The organism is Arthrobacter sp. Soil764, from assembly GCF_001428075.1.
Classification (GTDB): Bacteria; Actinomycetota; Actinomycetes; order Actinomycetales; family Micrococcaceae; genus Arthrobacter.
The window spans coordinates 134,000-155,877 of record NZ_LMSI01000006.1; the positions used below are offsets into that span (position 1 = coordinate 134,000).

The 21,878-nt window shown below is 65.4% G+C and carries 19 protein-coding genes; 10 read left to right on the plus strand and 9 right to left on the minus strand.

Translation table 11 applies throughout. The features are described 5' to 3' along the window. Nucleotides 1–21 precede the first annotated feature (21 nt). From ASG86_RS06080 to ASG86_RS06105, 6 genes are all read left to right on the plus strand, one after another. Nucleotides 22–468 (plus strand): hypothetical protein, encoded by a 447-nt coding sequence (locus tag ASG86_RS06080; protein ID WP_056331586.1) that lies wholly within the window; start codon nucleotides 22–24, stop codon nucleotides 466–468. Nucleotides 469–701: 233 nt separating this feature from the next. Continuing rightward, the gene (gene dnaK / locus ASG86_RS06085) at nucleotides 702–2,573 is read left to right on the plus strand and encodes a molecular chaperone DnaK (protein ID WP_056331589.1); all 1,872 of its coding nucleotides are present in this window, start codon (nucleotides 702–704) and stop codon (nucleotides 2,571–2,573) included. A gap of 3 nt (nucleotides 2,574–2,576) precedes the next feature. Further along, a complete protein-coding gene (locus tag ASG86_RS06090) occupies nucleotides 2,577–3,278 on the plus strand; it encodes a nucleotide exchange factor GrpE (protein ID WP_056331591.1) in 702 nt (233 codons plus the stop codon). A 281-nt stretch (nucleotides 3,279–3,559) separates the two neighbouring features. Beyond that, on the plus strand, nucleotides 3,560–4,531 hold the full coding sequence (locus ASG86_RS06095) for a DnaJ C-terminal domain-containing protein (RefSeq protein ID WP_200946174.1): 972 nt from the start codon (nucleotides 3,560–3,562) through the stop codon (nucleotides 4,529–4,531). Between the two features lie 15 nt (nucleotides 4,532–4,546). Further along, entirely contained in the window at nucleotides 4,547–4,972 is a 426-nt protein-coding gene (locus tag ASG86_RS06100) for a heat shock protein transcriptional repressor HspR (protein WP_056331595.1), read from the plus strand. Nucleotides 4,973–5,168: 196 nt separating this feature from the next. Then, the gene (locus tag ASG86_RS06105) at nucleotides 5,169–5,555 is read left to right on the plus strand and encodes a hypothetical protein (RefSeq protein WP_056331597.1); all 387 of its coding nucleotides are present in this window, start codon (nucleotides 5,169–5,171) and stop codon (nucleotides 5,553–5,555) included. 60 nt (nucleotides 5,556–5,615) lie between these two features. On the opposite strand, the gene ASG86_RS06110 is transcribed toward ASG86_RS06105, so the two are convergent. Beyond that, a complete protein-coding gene (locus ASG86_RS06110; RefSeq protein ID WP_056331599.1) occupies nucleotides 5,616–7,025 on the minus strand; it encodes an aldehyde dehydrogenase family protein in 1,410 nt (469 codons plus the stop codon). A gap of 225 nt (nucleotides 7,026–7,250) precedes the next feature. On the opposite strand from ASG86_RS06110, the gene ASG86_RS06115 reads away from it, so the two are divergent. From ASG86_RS06115 to ASG86_RS06125, 3 genes are all read left to right on the plus strand, one after another. Then, nucleotides 7,251–7,865 (plus strand): helix-turn-helix domain-containing protein, encoded by a 615-nt coding sequence (locus tag ASG86_RS06115; protein ID WP_082566690.1) that lies wholly within the window; start codon nucleotides 7,251–7,253, stop codon nucleotides 7,863–7,865. Between the two features lie 188 nt (nucleotides 7,866–8,053). Further along, on the plus strand, nucleotides 8,054–9,280 hold the full coding sequence (gene argE, locus ASG86_RS06120; RefSeq protein WP_056331601.1) for an acetylornithine deacetylase: 1,227 nt from the start codon (nucleotides 8,054–8,056) through the stop codon (nucleotides 9,278–9,280). Next, nucleotides 9,277–10,596 (plus strand): MFS transporter, encoded by a 1,320-nt coding sequence (locus ASG86_RS06125; RefSeq protein WP_082566692.1) that lies wholly within the window; start codon nucleotides 9,277–9,279, stop codon nucleotides 10,594–10,596. Before argE ends, ASG86_RS06125 begins: the two co-directional genes overlap by 4 nt. Before the next feature lie 143 nt (nucleotides 10,597–10,739). Here ASG86_RS06125 and ASG86_RS06130 read toward each other — a convergent pair whose 3' ends face one another. From ASG86_RS06130 to ASG86_RS06160, 7 genes are read right to left on the minus strand one after another with little or no spacing between them, the layout of a single operon-like run. Beyond that, nucleotides 10,740–12,245, minus strand: coding sequence for an NAD-dependent succinate-semialdehyde dehydrogenase (locus tag ASG86_RS06130; RefSeq protein ID WP_056331604.1), 1,506 nt, complete (start codon nucleotides 12,243–12,245; stop codon nucleotides 10,740–10,742). A 27-nt stretch (nucleotides 12,246–12,272) separates the two neighbouring features. Further along, a complete protein-coding gene (locus ASG86_RS06135) occupies nucleotides 12,273–13,088 on the minus strand; it encodes an HpcH/HpaI aldolase family protein (protein ID WP_200946176.1) in 816 nt (271 codons plus the stop codon). Next, the gene (gene hpaH, locus ASG86_RS06140; protein WP_056331607.1) at nucleotides 13,073–13,858 is read right to left on the minus strand and encodes a 2-oxo-hept-4-ene-1,7-dioate hydratase; all 786 of its coding nucleotides are present in this window, start codon (nucleotides 13,856–13,858) and stop codon (nucleotides 13,073–13,075) included. The genes ASG86_RS06135 and hpaH overlap by 16 nt, the downstream gene beginning before the upstream one ends. Before the next feature lie 3 nt (nucleotides 13,859–13,861). Further along, on the minus strand, nucleotides 13,862–14,947 hold the full coding sequence (gene hpaD / locus ASG86_RS06145) for a 3,4-dihydroxyphenylacetate 2,3-dioxygenase (RefSeq protein ID WP_056331609.1): 1,086 nt from the start codon (nucleotides 14,945–14,947) through the stop codon (nucleotides 13,862–13,864). Nucleotides 14,948–14,990: 43 nt separating this feature from the next. Then, complete coding sequence (gene hpaE / locus ASG86_RS06150; RefSeq protein ID WP_056331611.1) at nucleotides 14,991–16,529, minus strand: 5-carboxymethyl-2-hydroxymuconate semialdehyde dehydrogenase; 1,539 nt, start codon at nucleotides 16,527–16,529, stop codon at nucleotides 14,991–14,993. Between the two features lie 47 nt (nucleotides 16,530–16,576). Continuing rightward, nucleotides 16,577–17,251 carry a GntR family transcriptional regulator gene (locus ASG86_RS06155; protein WP_056331613.1) on the minus strand — a complete coding sequence of 225 codons (675 nt, stop codon included), beginning with the start codon at nucleotides 17,249–17,251 and terminating at the stop codon, nucleotides 16,577–16,579. After that, nucleotides 17,244–18,698, minus strand: a complete 1,455-nt coding sequence (locus tag ASG86_RS06160; protein ID WP_056331615.1) for a fumarylacetoacetate hydrolase family protein — start codon at nucleotides 18,696–18,698, stop codon at nucleotides 17,244–17,246. The genes ASG86_RS06155 and ASG86_RS06160 overlap by 8 nt, the downstream gene beginning before the upstream one ends. 230 nt (nucleotides 18,699–18,928) lie before the next feature. Between ASG86_RS06160 and ASG86_RS06165 the strand changes: the two genes are divergently transcribed. Beyond that, nucleotides 18,929–20,860 (plus strand): FAD-binding monooxygenase, encoded by a 1,932-nt coding sequence (locus ASG86_RS06165; RefSeq protein WP_056331617.1) that lies wholly within the window; start codon nucleotides 18,929–18,931, stop codon nucleotides 20,858–20,860. Here ASG86_RS06165 and ASG86_RS06170 read toward each other — a convergent pair. Beyond that, the gene (locus ASG86_RS06170) at nucleotides 20,836–21,687 is read right to left on the minus strand and encodes a prephenate dehydratase (RefSeq protein WP_056331619.1); all 852 of its coding nucleotides are present in this window, start codon (nucleotides 21,685–21,687) and stop codon (nucleotides 20,836–20,838) included. The two genes, ASG86_RS06165 and ASG86_RS06170, sit on opposite strands and share 25 nt — an antisense overlap. Nucleotides 21,688–21,878 lie beyond the last annotated feature (191 nt).

Here is a 21,878-nt window from a genome sequence, read left to right on the forward strand (position 1 = left end):
GCCTCGAAGGAGAGATGCACCATGACTGAGAACCCTGAAGTTGCAGCCGAGGAGCCCCGCAAGGGCAGCAGCGCCCCCGGACTTGAAGGGGAAGGCGGGCAGTACGTGGACGGCGACTACGGCGACGCCGGAGCCGTGGAAAGGCCGGCCGGGGAACTGGGTGAGCAATATCCGGAGGGCGATTACGGCGCTGCCGGAACAGTCTCGACTCCTGCCGCTGGCGCAGGGGAGGGCGGGCAGTACGTGGACGCGGACTACGGCGACACCGGCGGGGCGAACAAGCCCGAACGCGGCCTTGCCGACGGCGAGTACGACGAAGGCGAGTATGAGGAAGGCGACTACGGCGATGCCGGCACTGCGGGCCGCCGTACGGAGGAGTCCATCCGTGAAGGGCTCACCGACCGCCAGGTTCAAACGACGGCGGAAGAGCGCGGCCCGCTCCACGGCGACCGGGATACGGAGCGCTAAGCAGCCCGGCGGTACGTTCTCCCAAAGCGAAACCCTGGATCGGCGTCGTAATCCTGCGCACGGAAGCCCGGAAATCCAAGGAATATCGAACTAAAAGCCTGACATGATCTCCAAAGTTGAGCGGCCTCCGCTCAACTTTGGATTGACATCGCTGGCGCCCTGAGTAGAGTTGAGTGCAGAACGCTCAATGCTTAGGGCGCCAACCAGTTTCCAAGGAAAGAAGGAAGCAACACATGTCACGTGCAGTAGGTATTGACCTCGGAACCACCAACTCCGTCGTCTCCGTTCTCGAAGGTGGCGAGCCCACCGTTATTGCCAACGCCGAGGGTGGCCGCACCACGCCGTCGGTCGTTGCATTCTCCAAGTCCGGCGAGGTCCTGGTTGGCGAGATCGCCAAGCGCCAGGCCGTCAACAACATCGAGCGCACCATCGCATCGGTCAAGCGCCACATGGGCACCGACTGGAAGGTGGACATCGACGCCAAGAAGTACACCCCGCAGGAAATCTCCGCTCGTATCCTCATGAAGCTGAAGAACGACGCCGAGTCCTACCTGGGGGAAAAGGTCACCGACGCCGTCATCACCGTCCCGGCCTACTTCAATGACGCTGAGCGCCAGGCCACCAAGGAAGCCGGCGAAATCGCAGGCCTGAACGTCCTGCGCATCGTCAACGAGCCCACCGCCGCAGCCCTCGCCTACGGCCTGGACAAGGGCAAGGAAGACGAACTCATCCTGGTCTTCGACCTCGGTGGCGGTACCTTCGACGTCTCCCTGCTGGAAGTCGGCAAGGACGAAGACAACTTCTCCACCATCCAGGTCCGCGCCACCGCCGGTGACAACCGCCTGGGCGGCGACGACTGGGACCAGCGCGTCGTTGACTACCTGCTGAACCAGCTCAAGGTCAAGGGCATCGACCTGTCCAAGGACAAGATCGCCCTGCAGCGCCTCCGCGAAGCAGCTGAGCAGGCCAAGAAGGAACTCTCCTCCTCCACCAGCACCAACGTCTCGCTCCAGTACCTGTCCGTCACCCCCGACGGACCGGTCCACCTGGACGAGCAGCTGACCCGCGCCAAGTTCCAGGACCTCACCAAGGACCTGCTGGAGCGCACCAAGAAGCCGTTCCACGATGTGATCAAGGAAGCCGGCATCAAGCTTTCCGACATCAACCACATCGTGCTCGTCGGTGGCTCCACCCGTATGCCCGCCGTTTCCGAGCTGGTGAAGGAACTCGCCGGCGGCAAGGAACCGAACAAGGGCGTAAACCCGGACGAGGTTGTAGCCGTCGGTGCAGCCCTGCAGGCCGGTGTGCTGAAGGGTGAGCGCAAGGACGTCCTCCTGATCGACGTCACCCCGCTGTCCCTCGGTATCGAGACCAAGGGTGGCGTGATGACGCACCTGATCGAGCGCAACACCGCCATCCCCACCAAGCGGTCCGAGACCTTCACCACGGCGGATGACAACCAGCCGTCCGTGGCCATCCAGGTCTTCCAGGGCGAACGCGAATTCACCCGCGACAACAAGCCGCTGGGCACATTCGAGTTGACCGGCATCGCTCCGGCTCCGCGCGGCGTTCCCCAGGTTGAGGTCACCTTCGACATCGACGCCAACGGCATCGTCCACGTCTCCGCGAAGGACAAGGGCACCGGCAAGGAGCAGTCCATGACCATCACCGGTGGCTCCAGCCTCTCCAAGGAAGACATTGACCGCATGGTGCGTGACGCCGAGGAGCACGCAGCCGAGGACAAGGCCCGCCGCGAGGCAACCGACACCCGCAACACCGCCGAACAGCTCGCGTACTCCGTGGACAAGCTGATCGCCGACAACGCGGACAAGCTGCCAGAAGAGGTCAAGACCGAGGTCCAGGGCGACGTCGACAGCCTCAAGAAGGCCCTCGAAGGCACCGACGACGCAGCAGTGAAGTCCGCGTTCGAGAAGCTGCAGGCTTCCCAGACCAAGCTCGGCGAAGCCATCTACGCCCAGCCCGGTTCCCCGGACGGCGCAGGTGCTGCAGGTGCTGAAGGCGCTCCCGCCGGCGCTTCGGCAGGTTCCTCCGACGAAGACATCGTGGACGCCGAGATCATCGACGAAGACGAAGCGAAGAAGTAACCCATGCCGCACCACGGTAACGAGGAAGAGCACAACACATCCGCAAGCCAGCAGAACACGCAGGGCAACGGCCAGGAGCCGGTCATCCGGGACAACCGCAAGGTTGACCCGGTGACCGGGCAGGCCCGGCACCCGGAGGGCGGCCAGTCCGCCTCCGGGGCCGGTTCCCAGGCCGGGGCAGCAGATTCCGACGGCGACGCGCTGGCCCAGGCTGAGGAGATTCTCAACGGCGTGGACGTGCCGGCCGAGGAATCCGTGGCCCAGGGTGCGCCCGCAGGGTCCGCCGGCAACGCCGAGGCAGCCGAACTGCGCAACGACCTGCTCCGCCTCCAGGCTGAGTACGTCAACTACCGCAAGCGCGTTGAACGCGACCGCGCCGTGGCAGGGGAAATGGCCGTCATCGGCGTCCTGAACTCCCTGCTCCCGGTCCTGGACGACGTCGACGCCGCCCGGCAGCACGGCGACCTCACTGACGGTCCCTTCGCCGCGATCGCCACCAAGCTGGAGAACGCGCTGAAGACCTACGGCCTGGTCCGCATCGATGAGACCGGCGTGGAGTTCGATCCCACGATCCACGAGGCCCTGATCCAGCAGCCCGGCGAGGACATCGAGGTTGACACCGTCAGCCAGGTCCTCCGCTCAGGCTACAAGTCAGGCGACCGCGTTCTCCGCGCAGCCCAGGTCATCGTCGCGGTCCCGGCTTAGTCGGACTCGTGGACGCGCCGGACGGATAAGGGGCCCCGCCCCTACGCTGGGTGGCTGAGGATCTGCGATCCCCAGCCACCCAGCTCCGGCAGGCCCGATGCCACTCCCGGGCCCCTTATCCGTCCGTCGCTCAGCGGTTGTCTCGCCTAAGGTGGGACCAAGCGAAGCGCAGCTGGGTAGGGGGCCGCGGCGTGGCGGGCACCGCGAAGCGGGCACGGCCCCCTACCCAGCGGAGCGTTGCCCAGCCGGACACGAAGGTTTGTACAAGAAAGGAAACGCCATTGGCTAGCCAGGATTGGGTGGACAAGGACTTTTACAAGATCCTTGGTGTTGCCAAGGACGCTTCCGACGCCGACATCAAGAAGGCCTACCGGAAGCTTGCGCGGCAGCACCACCCTGATACGAATGCGGGGAACGCTTCTTCCGAGAAGAAGTTCAAGGACATCTCCGAGGCCTATTCGGTGCTTTCGGATCCGGACGAGCGCCAGCAGTATGACGCCATCCGGGCCATGGGCAGCGGGGCACGCTTTGCTCCGGGCGGGGCAGGCGCCACGAACGGCGGCTTCGAGGACATGTTCGGCGGCCTGTTCACCGGCAACACCGGACGCCACGCCGGCGGGTTCAACCCCTCCGCGGGCGGCATCCCGCCCGAGTTCGCGGACCTCTTTGGCGGCTTCGGCGGAGCCCCCGGGTTCCAGCGCACCCCGCAGAAGGGTGCCGACCGGACCGCTTCCACCAGCATTTCCTTTGCCGGCTCCATCCGCGGCACCACCATCGGCCTGCGTGAACCCAGCGGCGAAGTGATTGACGTCCGGGTTCCCGCCGGCATCAAGGACGGCCAGAAGGTCCGTGTGCGCGGCAAGGGCCAGCCCGGTGCTGCCGGTAACGGTGACCTGGTGGTGACCGTCGCTGTCCAACCGCACCAGTTCTACACGCGCGACGGCGACAATCTCCGGATCCACGTCCCCGTCACCTTCCCGGAGGCTGCTTTGGGCGCGGACATCGAGGTTCCCACGATCGACGGCGACAAGGTCAAGGTCCGTGTTCCCGCGGGCACGCCTTCCGGTCGCACCCTGCGGGTGAAGGGCAAAGGCGTCAAGACGTCCAAGGCCACCGGCGACCTGCTGGTGACCATCGACGTCGCGGTTCCCAAGAACCTCAACAAGGAAGCCGAGGCTGCGGTCAAGGCGTTCGCCGAAGCAACGTCATCGGCGGATGTCCGCGAGGGCCTGGCAGCCAAGGCCCGGCTCTAGGCACGGAGGTGAGCCGTGGACATCAATGCTGACCAGCCGATCTTTGTGATTTCGGTGGCGGCCGAGCTGGCGGACATGCACCCGCAGACCCTGAGGCAGTACGACAGGCTGGGCATCGTCAAACCCAGCCGTGCCCCAGGAAAGTCCCGGCGTTACTCCCAGCGTGACGTGAACATGCTGCGGGAAGTGCAGCGGCTGTCCCAGGAAGGCGTCTCGCTGGAGGGGATCAAGCGCATCCTGGAACTCGAGAACCAGGTGGCAGCCCTCCAAAGCCGGGTCTCGGAACTTACCGAGGAACTCGCGCGGCGGCCGCGTTCGGTGGATTCGCGCATCTTCGCGGCTGGCGCGGCGGGCGACGTGGTGAGCCTGGCCCGCGGCCAGCGCCCCCGGCCCCGGTCCCAGGCGGTCATGCTGTGGCGGCCGCGTGCGCTCGGACAGTAACCCGACTGGACAATAAGTACTGTTTCCCGGCACCCAGCACAAATATGAGTACCCGCTACTCGTGACGGAAAAGCCCCCTGGGACTTGAATGGAACCATCGCCGGATCAGCGGCGGTAGTTCTGCAAGTTCTGGGGGTTTTTCCGTGTTTACAGATCTCAGCAAAGCTTCAACCAGGGCCCGGCCATGAGCCCGGGAATGGAATCCGTGGCAGCGTTCAGCAGTTCCGTGCCGGGCCAGATCGTGCTGGCCATCGGCCAGACCATTGTGGTGGTCTGCGTCTGCTTCGACATGGTCCGTGAGTTGTCCGTCCCGCGGTCGCACCGGCGCTTTGTGGCCAGTACCGTCTTCCGTACCCTGGCAATCCCGTCCATCGTGGCCAATGCCATGACCGTCTTTATCGCCCTGGTGGTGTCGTCCTGGGTGGATGTGGTGATGGGCATGTTTGTCCTGGTGGCCATTGTCTTCCGGTTCCACCACAACCAGGACGAGGACAACTGGTGGAAGGGCAAGGGCAAGAAGCTCGCCCGGTGGGCCCGCCGGCAGTTTGCCGGCAGGACGTCCACCGCCCCGGCCATGGGGTGAAGCCACACAGCCCCGGGAGCCCGGCACTGGCAGGCCGCGTGCCGGGCTCCCGCGTCAACGTCAGCCGTTGATGACCTGCGGTACGCCCAGGGCTTTGAGGCCTTCGACACCGAATTCGACGCCGTAGCCGGACTGCTTGGCTCCGCCGAAGGGGATGCGGGGGTCCACGGCGCCGTGCCGGTTGATCCAGACGGTGCCGGCCTGGATGCGGGCCGCGACTTCGCGGGCGGCAGCCAGGTTGGGGGACCACACCGAGGCGCCCAGCCCGACGTCGAGCCCGTTGGCCTTATCCACCGCTTCATCGATGCTGCTGTAGCGGATGATCGGCAGGGCCGGGCCGAACTGCTCCTCGGCCACCAGCGGGTTGTCGTTGTCGATGTCCGCCACCAGGGTGGTGGGGTAAAAGAATCCGGGCTGGCTGGTGTCCGGGTTCCCGCCCAGCAGGACGCGTGCCCCGGAAGCCTTGGCCGCCTCCACGAGGTTCGCCACGACGTCGTACTGTGCCTTGTTCTGCAGCGGGCCCAGCACGTTGGCCTCGTCCAGGCCGTTGCCCATGGGCATCTGCTTGGCGACCGCCACGAGTTCCTCGCAGACGGCGTCGTAGATGCTGTCGTGGACGTAGAGGCGTTTGAGCGCGGCGCAGGTCTGGCCGGTGTTGAGGAACGCGCCCCAGAAGATGTCCGTGGCGATGGCCTTGGGATCGGCGTCGGGCAGGACGATGCCGGCGTCGTTGCCGCCCAGTTCCAGGGTGAGCCGCTTGACGGTGTCCGCGGAGGACTTGATGATGGCGCGGCCGCCGGCGGTGGAACCGGTGAACATTATCTTGCCGATCGCGGGGTGGTCCGTGAGCCGTGCGCCGACCTCCCGGCCGCAGGAGACCACGGACAGGATGCCCTCGGGGAGTTCCTCGTTGAGGACCTTGACCAGGGCCAGGACGCTCAGGGGAGTATTGCCGGACGGCTTGACCACCACGGCGTTGCCCATGCGCAGGGCCGGGGCCAGCTGCCAGACGGCGATCATTATGGGCCAGTTCCAGGGCCCGATCGCGCCCACCACGCCGATGGGCCGGTGGTGCAGTTCGGCGCGGGTCTCGCCGTCGTCCACGATGGTTTCGGGTTCCAGGGGCAGGCCGGCGGTGGCGCGGAGCCAGGCGACGCAGGCACCCACTTCAAAGCGGGCGTTGGGGCCGTTCAGGGGCTTTCCCTGCTCGCGGGAGAGCAGCTGGGCAAGTTCCTCGGCGCAGCGTTCGACGGCGTCCGCCGCCTTCAGGAGCGCGGCGGACCGGGCGTCATGGCCCAAGGCAGCCCAGGCGGGCTGGGCGGCGACGGCAGCGGCGACGGCAGACTCAAGGAACTCCAGGCTATGGACGGGTGCTTCGCCTACAGCCTCGCCCGTAGCGGGATCAAAGATGGTCCGGCCGGTGCCGGCCGCGGGGGCAATGGACGCGAGGAGTGCATCGTAGGTTTCCAAGGGGTACTCCACTTCGAGTAGCAAGGACGCCAGCCGGTCGGCGTAGCGGGTTACTCCCCAGTCTGGGTGCCGGCCTGCCCCGGGCTCTTGTGTTTGTGCGCAGAGCCCTTGTCCGGGAGCGAACGCCAGTAAAGCGGCCCCGGCGCAGGGCTTTCTGCCCTTGGGGGAGCCGCCGCCCTTGTTCATTATGTTGACCATTCCTTCAATGAACTGGAACATGGGATTATGCATAGCTACACGGCGCACGCTGCCAACGACATTGAACCGCACCGCGTCGACGATCAGGCCGAGCGGGCAATGACGGCGGTCGGAGCTTTGGTTCTGCAGTTGCGAAAGGACTCCGGCCTCAGCATTGGAAGTTTGGCTGCCGCCGCCGGGCTGAGCCCCGGCCTGCTGAGTCAGATTGAGCGCGGCCAGGGAAACCCTTCCTTGACCACGTTGATCAAGCTGTCGCAGGCCCTCAAGGTACCCGTCGGGCGGTTTTTCGACACTGGGGACCAGGCTGGCGCAATTGTCCGACGCGCGGACCGGAAGCGTCTTGAGGTCGCCGAGGACAACCTGGTGTACGAGCTCCTCACACCCCATATGCACGGACAGCTTGGGATGTTGAGGGCCCAAATCGGCGCGGGCTGGGACAACAGAGACGCACCGTTCAAGCACCCCGGGGAGGAATGTGTCACCGTGGTGCAGGGCCGGCTGCATGTTTGCGTTAACGGCGTGGGCTATGACCTTGAGGAGGGCGATTCCCTGACCTACGACTCGTCCCTGCCGCACTGGTACCGGAACCCCACCTCCGAAGACGCAGCCCTGATCGGCGCTATGACGCCGCCCACCTTCTGAGCATCAACCCCTACGTTCATTAAAATGAATAAAACCACTTTAAAATGTTGACTCTCACGCGATATCCATAAATACTGGAAGGGATGTGGCCTGCGCCTCAGTTCTTCTGGCGGGGCCCTCGGACTTTGAAGCCGTGTACTGCGGCAGTATTGCTCTTCTCCTTCTCCCTGAATCCAAGGACCCTTCCAGTGACGACCCTTGCCCCGGCCTCTGCCAAACCAACCCCGAGTGCCCCGACAGCACCCACCCTTGAATGGGTCAACAAGCTCGTCTCCTTCGACACCACCAGCCGGAACTCCAACCGTCCGATGATCCAGGCCATGGCGGACGAACTCGCCGCCCGCGGCCTGTCACCCGTTGTCCTGCCGAACCCCGAGGGAACCAAAGCCAACCTGTTTGCTACCATCCCCGCGCGGGATGGTTCAGTTACGGGCGGAATCATGCTCGCCGGCCACACCGACGTCGTCCCCGTGGACGGCCAGGACTGGGCCAGCGAACCGTTTTCGCCTGAGATCCGTGAGGGCAAGCTCTACGGCCGCGGAACCACGGACATGAAGGCCTTCAGCGGCGCGGTCCTGGGTGTCCTGCCCGAATTCCTGTCCCGTCCCCTGCTCGAGCCGCTCCACCTCGCCTGGACCTACGATGAAGAAGTCGGCTGCCACGGTGCTGTTGCCCTCGTGCGGGAACTGGACGCATGGGGCATCCGGCCGCGGCTGTGTTTTGTGGGCGAACCAACCAGCATGCGTGCGGTATCGGCACACAAAAGCAGCCAGCTTTACCGCGTTACGGTCAGCGGACTGGCCGCCCACTCATCGATGACGCCCGCCGGCGTCAACGCGATTGAGTACGCAGCCCGGTCTATTGCCTTTATTCGTTCGCTCGCTGACGATTACCGGATCTCCGGCCCATTCGACGAAAGCTTCGTGGTTCCGTACACCACGGCAAATGTCGGCGTGGTTTCCGGCGGTGCTGCCGTGAACACCGTGGCCGAAAAGTGCGAGTTCGAATTCGAGTTCCGGACCATTCCATGTGACGATCCAAAGTCCTTTATTTCCCGGATTGAGGACCAGATCGCGATCCTGCGGGCCGAGATGCAGTTGGAAAACGCCGCTGCGGATATCTGCATGACACCGCTGGGCGCTGTTCCCGGGCTCAGCCCGCAGGGCACCCGCGCCGCGCTTGAACTGGCGCAGGCGTTGACGGGCAACGACGCCGAGGAGACCGTTGTCTACGCCACCGAAGCAGGCATCTTCCAGAGGGCCGGAATCGACGCGGTGGTCTGCGGTCCGGGCAGCATGGAGCAGGGCCACACTGCCAACGAATACATAGAACTCACCCAGATCGCCGCCTGCGAGGAGTTCCTGCACAACCTCGCCGTACACCTCTCTACTACTGAACGGAACGAACAGCGATGAGCCACGAAGCCACAAGCGTCGGGCGGGGTCCCGTAACGCCGGAAGCCCTGACCCCAGCTGCCGGTGCGGCTGAACTGAAGAACGCCAAGAAAGCAGTCGTTGCTGCGGCTATCGGCAATGGTTTGGAATGGTTCGACCTCATCGTCTACGGCACTTTCGCGGTTACCATCTCCAAGCTGTTTTTCCCCACCACCAATGAGACCGCCTCGCTGTTGTTGACGTTCGCTTCCTTTGGAGTGTCTTTCATCATGCGCCCGCTCGGCGGCATCATCATCGGCCGCTACGCCGACCGTGCCGGCCGCAAGGCCGGCATGATGGTCTCCATCCTGGTCATGTTCATCGGCACCCTGCTCATTGTTCTCGCGCCCACAGCGGTCGCCATCGGGATCACCGCGAGTATCCTCGTGCTCGTGGCCCGCCTCCTGCAGGGGTTTGCGACCGGCGGGGAGTTCGGCACGGCCACGGCCTACCTCATCGAGTACGCCCCGAACCGCAAGGCGTTTTACGCGAGCTGGCAGGTGGCAACGCAGGGCACAGGCATACTGCTGGCCGGAATCTTCGGTTTCGTATTGAACACCTACCTCAGCGTTCAGTCCCTTGAATCCTGGGGCTGGCGGCTCCCGTTCATTTTCGCCCTGGCCATCGGACCCGTTGGCTGGTACATCCGCTCGAAAATGAAGGAAACCCCGGAGTTCATGGCCACGGAGCGGTCCGAGGCGCCACTGAAGGAAACACTCATCGGCAACGGCGGCCGGCTGTGGGCAATCGTAGGCGTCGTGTCCCTGGGTTCTGTGGGCGTCTACATTGCGCTGTTCATGCCCACCTATGCGATCGTCAATCTCGGCATGCCCAAGACTGCGGCGTTCGTCTCCACCCTCATCTTCGGAGTTGTCATGAGCATCGGCTCGCCCTTCATCGGAATGCTTGCCGACAAGGCCGGGCCGGCCCGGGTTATGACGTGGGCTGCTGTCGGAACCATCCTCGTCGGTATCCCGGCGTTCCTGATGCTCATGGCTGCCCCCGCCCTGCCCATGATGATTCTGGTGGAATCGATCCTTTCGGTCCTGGCTACGGCCTACTTCGCCCCGCTGCCGGCAATCATGTCTTCAATGTTCCCGGCACGCATCCGCTCGACCGGACTTTCCCTCGGATACAACATCGGAGTCACGGTGTTCGGCGGGTTCGCTCCCTTTATCCTCACCTGGCTCATCGACAGGACCGGTTCCCTCCTGGTCCCCGGCTACTACCTTGTGTTTGTCGCCGCAATCGCTACCGTCAGCCTCGCTATTGCGCGGAAAGTATTCCGGCAGGCCTAAAACGCCATCTTGGCTGTAACGGCGTCACGCGGAGCATGCTTTTAGCCACCTGAACGACGCGGGATCCCTGATTTCCGGGGTCCCGCCGCCGAAGGTGGGCCGAAAGCATGCCCTGCGTGACGCCGTCGGGCGTCTCTGCCTATCTAGTCCGCGTATGGGTCGGCGATGCCGATGTATTGGGTGGTGGTGTATTCGGCGATGCCTTCGGACCCGCCTTCGCGGCCGAGGCCGGATTGTTTGACGCCGCCGAAGGGTGCTGCTGCGTTGGAGATGACGCCGGCGTTGAAGCCGACCATGCCGAACTCGATCTGCTCCGCCACGCGGAGGAGGCGGTTGAAGTCGCGGCTGTAGAGGTAGGAGGCGAGGCCGTACTCGGTGTTGTTGGCGAGCCGGATGGCGTCTTCTTCGGTGCTGAAGGTGGTGACGGGGGCGACGGGGCCGAAGATCTCGTGGCCCAGGATCGCGGCGTCGTTGGGCACGTCGGCCAGCACGGTGGGCTGGTAGAAGTAGCCGGGACCGTCCACGGGTGCCCCGCCGGTCACGGCTGTGGCTCCGGCGTCGACGGCGGCAGCCACCAGGGCGTGCACGTCATCCCGGGCGCCGGCGTCGATGAGCGGCCCCACTTTCGTGTCCGGTTCGGTGCCCCGGCCGGTGGCCAGGGCGCCCATGGCTCCGGCGAACTTTCGGGTAAATTCCTGAGCCACGGATTCATGGACGAGAAACCTGTTGGCAGCGGTGCAGGCTTCGCCCATGTTCCGCATCTTGGCGGCCATCGCCCCTTCGACGGCGGCGTCGAGGTCGGCGTCCTCGAAGACGATGAAGGGTGCGTTACCACCCAACTCCATGGAGGTGCGCAGGACGTTCTGCGCGGCGTCGGCCATCAGGCGTTTGCCCACCGGGGTGGAGCCGGTGAAGGAGACCTTGCGGAGCCGGGAGTCCTTCAGCAGTGGCCCTGAGATCCCGGAGGCGGAGGAGGAGGCGACGACGTTCAGGACCCCGGGCGGGAGGCCGGCGTCGAGCATGGTCTGCGCGAAGTACTGCGCAGTTACCGGGGTGAGCTTGGCGGGCTTGAGGACCATGGTGCAGCCGGCGGCGACGGCGGGGGCCACCTTGCGGGTGGCCATGGCCAGCGGGAAGTTCCAGGGAGTGATGAGCAGGCAGGGTCCGACGGGTTTGTGCTGGACGAGGATCTTGTTCCTGCCCTCGGGGGTGGTGAGGTAGCGGCCGTAGTCGCGGACTGTTTCTTCGGAGAACCAGCGCAGGAACTCGGCGCCATAAACCACTTCGCCTCGGGCTTCGGCCAGGGGTTTGCCCATTTCCAGGGTCATCAGCAGGGCGAAGTCCTCGGCCCGTTCGGTGACCAGGTCAAAGGCCTGGCGCAGGATCTCGGCGCGTACCCGGGGTGCGGTCCGAGCCCAGGACGCCTGGACGGCGTCGGCCGCGTCCAGCGCGGCGACGGCGTCGTCGCTGGTGGCGGAGGCGAGGGTGGCGATCACCTCGCCAGTGGCGGGGTCGTGCACGTCGAACGTGCCGCCGTCGGACGCCTCTACCCACTTCCCGTTGATCAGCAGCCCGGTGGGCACGGAAGCCAGCAACGATGCTTCACGCTCCGGTGAGATGGCAGGGGAAAGCGCGGAAGTAACTGTCATGGAAGAAGTCCTTTGGGAAGGGGAAGGTCAGTAGCTGGCGGGGGTGCCGCCGTCGGCCTGGGGGATGTACTGGGCGGCGAGGGCTTCGGAACCGCGGGCGAGGACTGAAACGTCCGCGCCCACCAGGATGAAGCCGGCGCCGTTGTCCAGATAGTGCCGGGCCGTGGCGGGGGAGAAGGCGTTCACGCCGGCAGGCTTGCCGGCTGCCTTGGCAGCGGAGAGGCAGTGTTCGACGGCGGCGCGCACTTCGGGGTGTTCCTGCTGTCCCAGCAGGCCCATGGAGGCTGCGAGGTCGGACGGGCCGACGAAGATGGCGTCCACGCCGTCGACTTTGAGGATGTCCTCCACAGCCTCGACGGCCGCCGTCGACTCGATCTGGACGGTGACGCTGATGGTTTCATTGGCCCGGGCGAGGTAGTCCGGGACACGGTTCCAGCGGGCGGCGCGGGCCAAAGCCGAACCTACGCCGCGGACGCCCTGCGGCGGGTAGCGGGTGGCCGCAACAGCCGCCTCCGCTTCCGCCACCGAGTCGACCATGGGGATGAGCAGGTTCTGCACGCCCAGGTCCAGGTACTGCTTGATCACAACGGTGTCGTTCACGGGCGGCCTGACCATGGTGTGCACCGGGTAGCCGTGGATGGCCTGCAGCTGCGCCAGGATGGATTCGAGCCCGTTGGGGCTGTGCTCGGCGTCCACCAGGAGCCAGTCCAGGCCGGACCCTGCGCAGAGCTCGGCGATCAGCGGGCTGCCGGAGCACACCCACATTCCGGCCAGCGGCCGGCCTGCTCCACCCTTTTGCGCGGCCAGGGCGGACCGGAAGGTGTCCTCTACTCGAAACGGCATGTGACGCTCCCCAGGGGTCCGTAGTCTGCGTGGACAGTATCGCCTTTGTAGACCCACATGGGACGGGTGAAGGACCCGGCCAGGATGATGTCGCCGGCCTTTAGCGCGTCGCCGTGGGCGGCGATCTTGTTGGCCAGCCAGTGCACCCCGTTGGCGGGATGGTCCAGGACGCCCGCGGCCACTCCGGTTTCCTCCACGGTCTGGTTTTTGTACAGGATGGCGGAGACCCAGCGGAGGTCCACGGCATGGGGCTTGACCGGGTTGCCGCCGATCACCATGGCGCCCATGGCCGCGTTGTCCGAGATGGTGTCCACGATGGTCCGGCCCTCCATCTCGATCCTGGAATCCAGGATTTCCAGGGCCGGAACCACGTAATCGGTGGCCTTCAGGACGTCGAAGATGGTCACGCCCGGGCCTTTGAGCCCGTCCTTCAGGACGAACGCCAGCTCCACCTCCACCCGCGGATGCGTGTACCGGTCCCACTCCACTGAGCAGCCGGTCTCCAGCACCATGTCATCGAAAATGGCCCCGTAATCAGGCTCAGTGATTCCCGTGGCGGCCTGCATTGCCTTGGACGTGAGGCCGATCTTGCGCCCCACCAGGGTCCGGCCGGCGTCCTCGTTCCGGCGCCGCCACAGCTGCTGCACCGCATAGGAGTCCTCCACCGTCATCTCCGGGTAGCGGGCGGTCAGGCGGGGGACAGGGGTGCGGGTCCGGCCGGCTTCCACCAGCTCGTCCGCGATGGCCTCAATCGTCTTCGGCTCCAGCATCTCCTAGACCTGCACTCCCAGTTTGAAGCCGGTCCGGTCGCCTTCGGGGGAGCCTTCCTTGCGGGTGTAGGAGAAGCCGTCGGCACCAACCGTCACCGCCATCTCCGACTTTTCCTCGCGCTCGATGACGGGCTGGGGGTTGCCGTCCAGGTCCAGGACCAGGGAGGCCTCCGTGTACCAGGAGGGGACCACGGGATTGCCCCACCAGTCGCGGCGCTGGTTGTCGTGGACGTCCCAGGTGATGGTGGGGTTGTCCGGGTCGCCGGTGTAGTAGTCCTGGGTGTAGATCTCGATGCGGTGGCCGTCCGGGTCCAGGATGTAGAGGTAGAAGGCGTTGGACACGCCGTGCCGGCCGGGGCCGCGTTCGATCCGGTCGCTGATGCGCAGGGCGCCCATCTTGTCGCAGATCTGGATGATGTTGTGCTTCTCGTGCGTGGCGAACGCGACGTGGTGCATCCGGGGTCCGTTGCCGCCGGTCAGCGCGGTGTCGTGCACGGTCTGCTTGCGGTGCATCCACGCGGCGTAGGTGACGCCGTCGGCGTCCTTGATGTCCTCGGAGACGCGGAAGCCCAGGTCTTCGAGGTAGGCGCGGCCGCGGGGGACGTCGGGGGTGACCTGGTTGAAGTGGTCCAGGCGGACCAGTTCGCCGGCGGAGTAGAGGTCGTAGCGCTGGGTGAGTCGCTCCACGTGCTCCACGTCGTAGAAGAACTCGTAGGGGAAGCCCAGCGGGTCCTCGACGCGGACGGAGTCGCCAATGCCCTTGGTGAAGCCTTCCTTGCGGCGTTCCACCCGGCAGCCCAGTTCCTTGTAGTAGGCCTCGGCGGCGTCCACTTCGGCGGGGGACTTCACGCGGTAAGCGAAGGCGGCGACGGCGGCGACCGGGCCTTTGCGGAGCACCAGGTTGTGGTGGATGAACTCCTCAAGGGAGCGCAGGTAGATGGCGTTCTCGTCTTCCTCGGTGACGTGCAGGCCCAGGACGTCCACGTAGAACTCGCGGGACCTGGCGAGGTCGGTGACCACGATTTCCATGTAGGCGCAGCGGACAATGTCCGGTGCCGGGACGGTGGGGGTGGGAACGAAGTTGGTCATGATGGTCTCTCTTCTTTGAGCAGGTTAATCAGGAAGTAAGGGGTCAGCCCTCGTTGGCGGCCGAGTCTTCGATGCTGCCGAACTTGGGGGTGTGAACGCTGCCGAGCGTGATGTGCACGGCCTGCTGGTCGGTGTAGAAGTCGATGGAGCGGTAACCGCCCTCGTGGCCCAGGCCCGAGGCTTTCACGCCGCCGAACGGGGTGCGCAGGTCGCGGACGTTGTGGCTGTTCAGCCACACCATCCCGGCCTCCACGTTCTGGGAGAAGTTGTGCGCGCGGGTCAGGTTCTGGGTCCAGATGTAGGCGGCAAGGCCGTACTTGGTGTTGTTGGCCAGGGCGAGGGCTTCGTCGTCGTTCTCAAACGGGGTGATGGCGACGACGGGTCCGAAGATCTCCTCCTGGAAGATCCGCGCATCGGGGGCGACGTCGGCGAACACCGTGGGTGCGATGTAGTTGCCTTCGGGCAGGTGGCCGGGGCGGCCGCCGCCGGCCAGGAGCCGGCCTTCGGACTTGCCGATCTCCACGTAGGAGGCCACCTTTTCGTAGTGCTCCGGGTGCACCAGGGCGCCTACCTCGGTCTTGGGATCATGCGGGTCACCCACCACGATGTTCTTCGCACGGGCGGCATACTTTTCGCAGAACTCGTCGTAGACGGCGCGTTCCACCAGGATGCGGGAGCCGGCGGTGCAGCGCTCGCCGTTCAGGGAGAACACGCCGAACAGTGCCGAGTCGATCGCGGCGTCAACGTCGGCGTCGGCAAACACCACGCAGGGGGACTTGCCGCCGAGCTCCATGGACAGGCCCTTGAGGTTGGCAGCCGCATTTCGGAAGATCGTCTGGCCCGTTGTGGTCTCGCCCGTGAAGGAAATCAGCGGCACATCCGGGTGCTTGACCAGCGCGTCGCCGGCTTCCTCGCCCAGGCCGTTGACCAGGTTGAAGACCCCGTCCGGCAGGCCCGCGTCCTTGAAGATGGTGGCCCAGAGGGAGGCCGAGAGCGGGGTGAACTCGGCGGGCTTGAGGACCACGGTGTTGCCGGTGGCCAGGGCCGGGGCGAGCTTCCAGGACTCGAGCATGAACGGGGTGTTCCACGGGGTGATCAGGCCGGCGACGCCGATGGGCTTGCGGTTCACGTAGTTGATCTGCGAACCGGGAACCTTCATGGCGTCATCGAACTGGGCAACGATCAGGTCCGCGAAGAACCGGAAGTTCTCGGCGGCGCGGAGGGCCTGGCCCTTGGCCTGGGTGATGGGCAGGCCGGTATCGAAGGTTTCCAGTTCGGCGAGCCTGGCTTCCTGGGCCTCGACGGCGTCGGCGATTTTGTTCAGGACCCGGGCGCGTTCGCGGGGTTTCATCCTGGGCCAGGGGCCGCTCACGAACGCTTCGCGCGCGGCGGCGACGGCGAGGTCGATGTCCTCTTTCTGGCCGGCAGCGGCGGTGGCGTAGTTCCGGTTGGAGACCGGGTCCAGGACATCGAAGGTCCTGCCGGAGACGGAGTCCACAAAGTGGCCGTTGATGTAGTGCTGGATGTGGGTGGGCAGGTCATCCGGAACGTAGTGCTTTGTGGTTTCTACCGAGGTCGTCATCGTTGAAGTCCTAACTGGGTTCTATCCGTACAAGTGGTCTTTGCGTACTAGGTGGTTTGGGCGAGGTAAGCGTCCAGGGTTGCGGTGCGGTGCCGGCGGGCCGCTTTCTCGATGTCGTCTGCATCCGCCCCGGTCTCGATGAGGTGCAGCAGGTTTTCGTGTTCCTCCACGGAGTCGCGGGCCCTGCCGGGGACGAAGCGGAAGGTGGAAGAGCGGAGCGCGGCCAGCCGGTTCCAGCCGCGGTGGACAAGGTCCAGGATGTGCGGGTTGGGGCAGTGCTCGAACAGGACGTTGTGGAAGTCCTGGTTGAGCTGGGTGAAGCGCACCGGGTCGAAGTGCTCCAGGCACTCGCGCATCTCCTGGTTCACGGCACGGGCCCGGGCGATGGACTGGCTGTCGATCAGCGGTGCGGAGAGCGCTGTAGCGGCACCCTCCACGATGCTGAGAGTCTGCATGGTGTAGAGGTATTCGGTGGGGTCGATGCCCGCCACGGTGGCGCCGACGTTGCGCTCGAACGTCACCAGGCCTTCGGCTTCCAGCCTGCGGATCGCTTCCCGTACCGGAACCACGCTGAAGCCGAGGTCCTTGGCGATGGTGCCCAGGACCAGGCGGTAACCGGGAGTGTAGGTGCCCTCCACGATGCGCGCCTTGACGGCCTGGTAGGCCTGTTCGGATTTGCTGCCGGGAGTGGCCTCAGAGAGCTCGGCCATGGTTTCAGTCATTACTGCCAGCCCATTCCTTATATTTCGCCTGCCAATCGGCGTTCATGGGGTAGAGGCCGTCCACGCTGTTGCCCTGCTTGACCATCTCGAAGATGAAGGCTTCTTCCTTTTCCTGCTGGATGCAGTCCTCAACAAGTTCTTCGGCGATAGCCGGCGGGATCACCAGGATGCCATCAGAGTCGGCCACGATGATGTCGCCGGGCTGAACTGTGGCACCGCCGCAGGCGATGGTGATGTCCGTGTCCCAGGGAATGTGGCGGCGGCCCAGCACGGCGGGGTGCGGGTTGGCGAAGTGGGTGGGCATCTCCAGCCCGGCCACCGCGGTGTAGTCGCGGACACCGCCGTCGGTGATAATGGCTGCGGCGCCGCGGACCTGGGCGCGGAGGGCCAGGATGTCGCCCACAGTTCCGGTTCCTTTTTCGCCGCGGGCTTCCATGACCAGGATTTCGCCCTCGTTGACGGAATCGATGGCACGCTTCTGGGCGTTGAATCCGCCGCCGTGGGTCTTGAAGAGGTCCTCGCGGTTGGGCACGTAGCGAAGCGTCCGGGCCAGTCCCACCACGCGGCGGTCCGGCCGGGTGGCCTGCAGCCCGTCGATGCTGACGTTGTTAAGGCCGCGCTTGCGCATCTGGGAGGACAGGGTGGCCGTGGCGACCGACTCGAGCTTGGCCTTCAACTCGGCGGAGAGGGCGGGCTGGGGTGCGGGGAGCCCTGCGGCTTCGCGGGACCCGTAGGCCTCCTCCCGCTGCAGGTCATCCACCTTGGGCTGGGCACCAAACTCAGCGAACGCCGTCGTGCCTTGCTCAACCGTGGTGACCAGGTGCCCCGTGGTGAGGTCACCCGCGGAGACTTCCACCTCTAGGACGTCGCCGGGCTTGGCCACGGAGGCGCCGGCCGGGGTGCCGGTGAGGATGATGTCCCCCTCCTCCAGGGTGAGCAGCTGGGAAAGGTCCGCCACCAGCCGGGCGAACGGGAAGAGGAGGTCTTCCGTGGTGTCGTCCTGGACCAGCTCACCGTTGTGCCAGGTGCGGATGCGGAGTTTGGAAGGGTCGACGGCGTCTGCCGGAATCAGTGCCGGGCCCACGGGGGTGAAGCCGTCGCCGCCCTTGGACCGGAGGTTGGAGCCCTTGTCCGCCCAGCGCAGGTCGTACACGCCGAGGTCGTTGCTGGCGGTCACGGCGGCAACGTGGCTCCACGCGTCTTCCATGGAAACGCGGCGCGTGGCCTTGCCGATGATGAGCGCGATTTCGCCTTCGTAGCCGAGCAGTTCGCAGCCTGCCGGGCGCTCGACGGGGCTTCCGCTGGTTGCCAGCGAGCTGGAAGGCTTGAGGAAGTAGGACGGCTGGGCCGGGGTGCGGCCGCGCTGGGCAGCCCGGCTGGGGTAGTTGATGTGCACCGCGATCACCTTGCGTGCTGCTGCCAGGGTGTCGCCGTTGACCTGCTCCAAAGCATCTCCTCATCAGGTACGAAATCGTATACGATCACTATCCATCGATTTCCAGCTTCCGTCAACCCCCGGATTTCCGGCGTTTTTATGACGTTTTCGGAGCTACTTGTCGTCCCCGTCACATCCGGCGTACAGTGGAAATCAAGTTTATTGTTTTCGATTATCGAATCACTTGTTCTGATATAGAACACATTCAGCGAGAGTCATCCACAAAGAAGTGAGGAAAGCCCGTGCAGTTCCACCACCACGGATATGTATCCGGTGACCCGCGCGTCCAGCCGGCGGCCGGCGTCGGCCTGAACCGGCCCGAGGAGCTCCCGGAGGAAGTGGACGTGCTCATCGTCGGCACCGGCCCCGCCGGAATGCTCGCCGCCGCGCAGCTGTCCATGTTCCCCAATGTCTCCACCCGGATCATCGACCGCCGTCCCGGCCGCCTTGCCATCGGACAGGCTGACGGGATCCAGGCGCGCAGCGTCGAAACCTTCCAGGCCTTCGGATTCGCAGAGCGGATCATTGCCGAGGCCTACCGCATCACGGAGATGGCGTTCTGGAAGCCGGACCCGGCAAACCACGCGAACATCATCCGCGCCGCACGCGCCGTGGATGACGAGACGGGGATCAGTGAGTTCCCGCACCTGATCGTCAACCAGGCGCGGGTGCTGGATTACTTTGCCGAGTTTGCCGCCAACTCGCCCACCCGCCTCAAGCCCGACTACGGCTATGACTTCCAGGGGCTTACCGTCGGCACCGAGGGGGACTACCCGGTCACGGTGACGCTGCTCCACACCGCCGGACCCAACGAGGGCCAGGAACGGACAGTCCGCGCAAAGTACGTGGTGGGGGCCGACGGCGCCCGCAGCAAAGTGCGTACGGCCATCGGCTGCACGCTGGCGGGAGACCAGGCCAACCACGCCTGGGGCGTCATGGACGTCCTGGCCGTCACCGACTTCCCTGACATCCGCACCAAGTGCGCCATCCAGGCCGAAAAAGGCAGCATCCTGCTGATTCCGCGGGAGGGCGGCTACCTGTTCCGCATGTACGTGGACCTGGGCGAAGTGGATCCTGCCACCCACCACGACGTCCGCAACACCAGCATCGAGCAGATCATCACCAAGGCCAACGACATCCTGCACCCGTACACGCTGGATGTGCGGAACGTGGCGTGGCACAGCGTGTACGAGGTGGGCCACCGCCTCACGGACAGGTTCGACGACGTCCTGCCGGCGGAGCGCGGCACCCGCACCCCGCGCGTGTTCATCACCGGCGACGCCTGCCACACCCACAGCGCCAAGGCCGGGCAGGGCATGAACGTGTCCATGCAGGACGGGTTCAACATTGCCTGGAAGCTGGGGCACGTGCTGGAGGGCCGGAGCCCGGAAAGCCTGCTGGCCACCTACTCGGAGGAGCGGCAGGTGGTGGCCAAGAACCTGATCGACTTCGACAAGGAGTGGTCCACCATGATGGCCAAGAAGCCGGAGGAGTTCGAGCACCCCTCCGACCTCGAGGACTTCTATGTGCAGACCGCCGAGTTCCCGGCAGGTTTCATGACCCAGTACGCGCCGTCCCTGATTATCGGTTCGGCGGACCACCAGGGCCTTGCCACCGGCTTCCCCGTGGGCAAGCGGTTCAAGTCCGCACCCGCCGTCCGCGTGGGTGACACCAACCCCATTCACTTGGGCCACCACGCCACGGCTGACGGCCGGTGGCGGATCTATGTCTTCGCGGACCAGGCCCTGCCCGGCACGGACTCCACCACGGACAAGCTTGCCGAGTGGTTCGTTAACTCACCCGAATCTCCGCTGGCTGCCACGCCTGCCGGCGCCGACCCGGACGCGTGGTTCGACCTGAAGGTTATTTACCAGCAGCCACACACCGCCGTCGACATCAACGCCGTGCCTGCCGTGTTCAAGCCGCAGGTGGGTCCGTTCAAGCTCACCGACTACGAAAAGGTGTACGCAACGGATCCCACTGCGGACATCTTCGACCTGCGCGGCATCGACCGTGCCGGCGCCGTGGTGATGGTCCGCCCTGACCAGTACGTGGCCAACGTCCTGCCCCTGACGGCAACGGCGGAGCTCGGCGCGTTCTTCGGGCCGCTGCTCAAGCCCCTCGCCAAGGCCGCACCCGCGCAGCCGCGTCAGGCGGTGGCTGCCGCCCGGTAGTCAGCAGCGGGGTACACGCCGAGGATCCGCACCTCGGTGGTGAAGAAGTCCAGCTCCTCGAGGGCCAGCTTAAGCGGCAGGTCCTCGGGGTGGCCTTCAACGTCGGCCATGAACATGGTGGCCGCGAACTCGTTGCCCACCATGTAGCTCTCCAGGCGGGTCATGTTCACGCCGTTCGTGGCGAACCCGCCCAGAGCCTTGTACAGGGCACTGGGGACGTTGCGGACGCGGAACACGAAGCTGGTGACTGCCGGTCCGGGAAGTTCATCCTTGGCCGGCAGCGCTGTTTCCCGGGCCAGGACCACGAAGCGGGTGGTGTTGGAGGGGTCGTCCTCCACGCGCGATGCCAGGACGTCGAGGCCATAGATCCGGGCGGCCAGCGGGGGAGCCAGGGAGAGCTTGCGGGGATCATTCCACTCGGCCACCTCGCGGGCCGATCCGGCGGTGTCTCCGGCGATGACGGGCTTCAGGCCATGTTCGCGGATCAGCTTCCGGCACTGGCCCAGGGCGTGGATGTGGCTGTGCACTTCGGTGGCGCCCTCGATGGTGCTGCCCGGGATGCCCAGGAGGTCGAAGTGGATGGGCAGGAAGTATTCGCCCACGATCTGCAGGTTGGACTGCGGCAGCAGGATGTGGATGTCCGCCACCCGGCCGGCGATGGAGTTCTCGATGGGAATCATGGCCAGGTCCGCCTCGCCGCCGGCCACCAGTTCAAAGGCGTCCTCGAAGCTGGCGCACGGCACGCTTTCCATGTCCGGGAACATCTGCTGACACGCGATATTGGAGTTGGCGCCGGGCTCACCCTGGTACGCAATCTTGGAGGCCATGATCCGTATGGTTTCACGTCCCGCCCCGCCCGCCCAACTGAGTAGCAGCAGATGCTGTTTTGGGCCCCCAAACCGACGCCTGCTGCTACCTAGTTGTATTACCCAGGGACGTTGGTGACGGTCGGCGTGGCGTGGTGACATGAAGAAAACCTCCGAGTGGAGTGGGGCTTGTCTAGAGTCCAGTTCCACAA

Bases quoted from the DNA above. Each gene is read 5' to 3' on its own strand.
- dnaK (WP_056331589.1), top strand. From the start codon at position 702: ATGTCACGTGCAGTAGGTATTGACCTCGGAACCACCAACTCCGTCGTC.
- ASG86_RS06115 (WP_082566690.1), top strand. From the start codon at position 7,251: ATGCATAGCTACACGGCGCACGCTGCCAACGACATTGAACCGCACCGC.
- ASG86_RS06170 (WP_056331619.1), bottom strand. From the start codon at position 21,687: ATGGCCTCCAAGATTGCGTACCAGGGTGAGCCCGGCGCCAACTCCAAT.
- hpaD (WP_056331609.1), bottom strand. From the start codon at position 14,947: ATGACCAACTTCGTTCCCACCCCCACCGTCCCGGCACCGGACATTGTC.
- ASG86_RS06130 (WP_056331604.1), bottom strand. From the start codon at position 12,245: ATGACAGTTACTTCCGCGCTTTCCCCTGCCATCTCACCGGAGCGTGAA.
- hpaE (WP_056331611.1), bottom strand. From the start codon at position 16,529: ATGACGACCTCGGTAGAAACCACAAAGCACTACGTTCCGGATGACCTG.
- ASG86_RS06125 (WP_082566692.1), top strand. From the start codon at position 9,277: ATGAGCCACGAAGCCACAAGCGTCGGGCGGGGTCCCGTAACGCCGGAA.
- ASG86_RS06080 (WP_056331586.1), top strand. From the start codon at position 22: ATGACTGAGAACCCTGAAGTTGCAGCCGAGGAGCCCCGCAAGGGCAGC.
- ASG86_RS06090 (WP_056331591.1), top strand. From the start codon at position 2,577: ATGCCGCACCACGGTAACGAGGAAGAGCACAACACATCCGCAAGCCAG.
- ASG86_RS06155 (WP_056331613.1), bottom strand. From the start codon at position 17,251: ATGACTGAAACCATGGCCGAGCTCTCTGAGGCCACTCCCGGCAGCAAA.
- ASG86_RS06135 (WP_200946176.1), bottom strand. From the start codon at position 13,088: ATGCCGTTTCGAGTAGAGGACACCTTCCGGTCCGCCCTGGCCGCGCAA.
- hpaH (WP_056331607.1), bottom strand. From the start codon at position 13,858: ATGCTGGAGCCGAAGACGATTGAGGCCATCGCGGACGAGCTGGTGGAA.
- ASG86_RS06105 (WP_056331597.1), top strand. From the start codon at position 5,169: ATGGAATCCGTGGCAGCGTTCAGCAGTTCCGTGCCGGGCCAGATCGTG.